Annotated in this window: 1 protein-coding gene; it reads right to left on the reverse strand. The window is 65.4% G+C overall.

Annotation, left to right across the window (positions count from 1 at the left end):
• Positions 1-99: 99 nt before the first annotated feature.
• Entirely contained in the window at positions 100-2,358 is a 2,259-nt protein-coding gene (locus Q2100_RS30905) for an NADP-dependent isocitrate dehydrogenase (protein ID WP_302917078.1), read from the reverse strand.
• Between the last annotated feature and the right edge of the window lie 263 nt (positions 2,359-2,621).

Here is a 2,621-nt window from a genome sequence, read left to right on the forward strand (position 1 = left end):
CCGAAGCGCTGTGGCGCAACGCCCGGCAGACCGCGACGGCGGGCCACGCCACCACCGGCTGACCGCGACGGCGTCCCCGCCGCCGCACCAGGCGATCGGCTAGCTCTTCTCCGTCACCGGCTGCTCGGTGACGCTTTCGAGCACGGTGTTGAGCGTCTTGCTCGGCCGCATCACCGCGGTGGTCTTCTCGCGGTCCGGGTAGTAGTAGCCGCCGATGTCGACCGCATCGCCCTGCACCTCGGCGAGCTCGGACACGATCGCGTCCTCCTTCTCCTCCAGCGTCTTGGCCAGGGTGGCGAAGTGCTCGGCCAGTTCCTTGTCGTCGGTCTGTTCGGCGAGTTCCTGCGCCCAGTACATGGCGAGGTAGAACTGACTGCCCCGGTTGTCGAGCTCACCGGCTTTGCGGGACGGATTCTTGTTGTTGTTCAGCAACTTTCCGATGGCCGAGTCGAGCGTCTTGCCCAGCAGCACCGACCGCTTGTTGTCGGCCTTGCGGCCGAGGTCCTCGAAACAGGCGCCGAGGGCCAGGAATTCGCCGAGCGAATCCCACCGCAGGTGATTCTCCTCGACCAGCTGGTGGACGTGCTTGGGCGCCGAACCGCCCGCACCGGTCTCGTACATGCCGCCGCCCGCCATCAGCGGCACGATCGACAGCATCTTGGCGCTGGTGCCGAGTTCCAGGATCGGGAAGAGGTCGGTCAGGTAGTCGCGCAGGATGTTCCCGGTGACGGCGATGGTGTCCTCCCCGCGGATCACCCGCTCCAGCGTGTACCTCATGGCCCACACCTGCGGCATGATCTGGATGTGAAGGCCCTCGGTGTCATGGTCTTTGAGGTAGGTCTTCACCTTCTTGCGCAGCTCGGCCTCGTGCGGACGCTCGGTGTCCAGCCAGAACAACGCCGTCATGCCCGATTCGCGCGCGCGGGTGACCGCGAGTTTCACCCAGTCCCGGATCGCGGCGTCCTTGACGATCGGCATGCGCCAGATGTCGCCCGTCTCGACGTTCTGGCTCAGCAGCACCTCGCCGGTGTCGACGTCGACGATGTCGGCCACCCCGTCCTCAGGGATCTCGAACGTCTTGTCGTGGCTGCCGTACTCCTCGGCCTTCTGCGCCATCAGGCCGACGTTGGGAACGGTGCCCATGGTCGTCGGGTCGAACTGTCCGTGGGTCTTACAGAAGTTGATCATCTCCTGGTAGATCCGGGAGAACGTCGATTCCGGGTTGACCGCCTTGGTGTCCTTGGTGCGTCCGTCGGCGCCGTACATCTTGCCGCCGAGCCGGATCATGGCGGGCATCGAGGCGTCGACGATCACGTCGCTGGGCGAATGGAAGTTCGTGATGCCGCGGGCCGAATCGACCATGGCCAGCTCGGGCCGGTGCTCGTGGCAGGCGTGGAGGTCGTTGACGATCTCCTCGCGCTGAGAGGCCGGCAGCTTCTCGATCTTGTCGTAGAGATCGGACATGCCGTTGTTGACGTTGACGCCGAGCTCGTCGAACAGCTTCTGGTGCTTGGCGAATGCGTCCTTGTAGAAGACCTTGACCGCGTGGCCGAACACGATCGGGTGCGACACCTTCATCATCGTGGCCTTGACGTGCAGCGAGAACATCACGCCGGTCTCGTAGGCGTCCTGCATCTCGTGCTCGTAGAACTCGCACAGCGCCTTCTTGCTCATGTACATGCTGTCGATGACGTCGCCGGCGTCGAGTGCGACCTCGGGCTTGAGCACGATGGTCTCGCCGCTCTTGGTCTCGAGGACCATCTTGACCTTGCGGTCCTGTTCGATGGTCATCGACTTCTCGCCTGCGTAGAAGTCGCCGCCGCGCATGGTGGCCACGTGGGTGCGCGACGCCTGCGACCACGGGCCCATGCTGTGCGGGTGCTTGCGGGCGTACTCCTTGACGGCCTTCGGGGCGCGACGGTCCGAGTTGCCTTGGCGCAGAACGGGGTTGACCGCGCTGCCGAGGATCTTGGCGTAGCGATCCTTGATCGCCTTCTCCTCGTCGTTCTTCGGCTCCCCCACCCAGTCGGGCAGGTCGTAGCCCTTGGCCTTGAGCTCCTTGATGGCGGCCAGCAGCTGGGGCACCGAGGCGCTGATGTTCGGCAGCTTGATGATGTTGGTGTCCGGCGAGTGGGTGAGTTCACCGAGCGTGGCCAGGTTGTCGGGCACCCGCTGGTCCTCGGTCAACCGGTCGGAGAACTCGGCCAGGATCCGCGCCGCCACCGAGATGTCGCTGGTCTCCACATTGATGCCCGCCGGTTCGGTGAACGTCCGAATGATGGGCAGAAAGGCGTAGGTCGCCAGCATCGGCGCCTCATCGGTCAGCGTGTAGATGATGGTCGGCTTCTCGGCGCTCATTGGTCTGTTCTCCCGGCGTCAGTTCGGTCAGTGGCGAAGCGGTCCGCTTGTGGCGGCGGTTACCAGTATTGCCTCGCGCACACCTCCCGTGTGATGTGCCCTGCACGACGACTGTGCGCCGGCCATCCGCGACCGCCACGTGGCGCAGCGCGATGCTTTGCTGCCATCACCGGTGCGGGGGTGATATCCAGCGCCGGCCACCGTCGGCGCCGGCGGGTGGAGTTCGCCGCTGCTCGCCCCGCCCGGTCGGCCGTCAGGCCGTC

It is taken from the genome of Mycolicibacterium arseniciresistens, assembly GCF_030519285.1.
Classification (GTDB): domain Bacteria; phylum Actinomycetota; class Actinomycetes; order Mycobacteriales; family Mycobacteriaceae; genus Mycobacterium; species Mycobacterium arseniciresistens.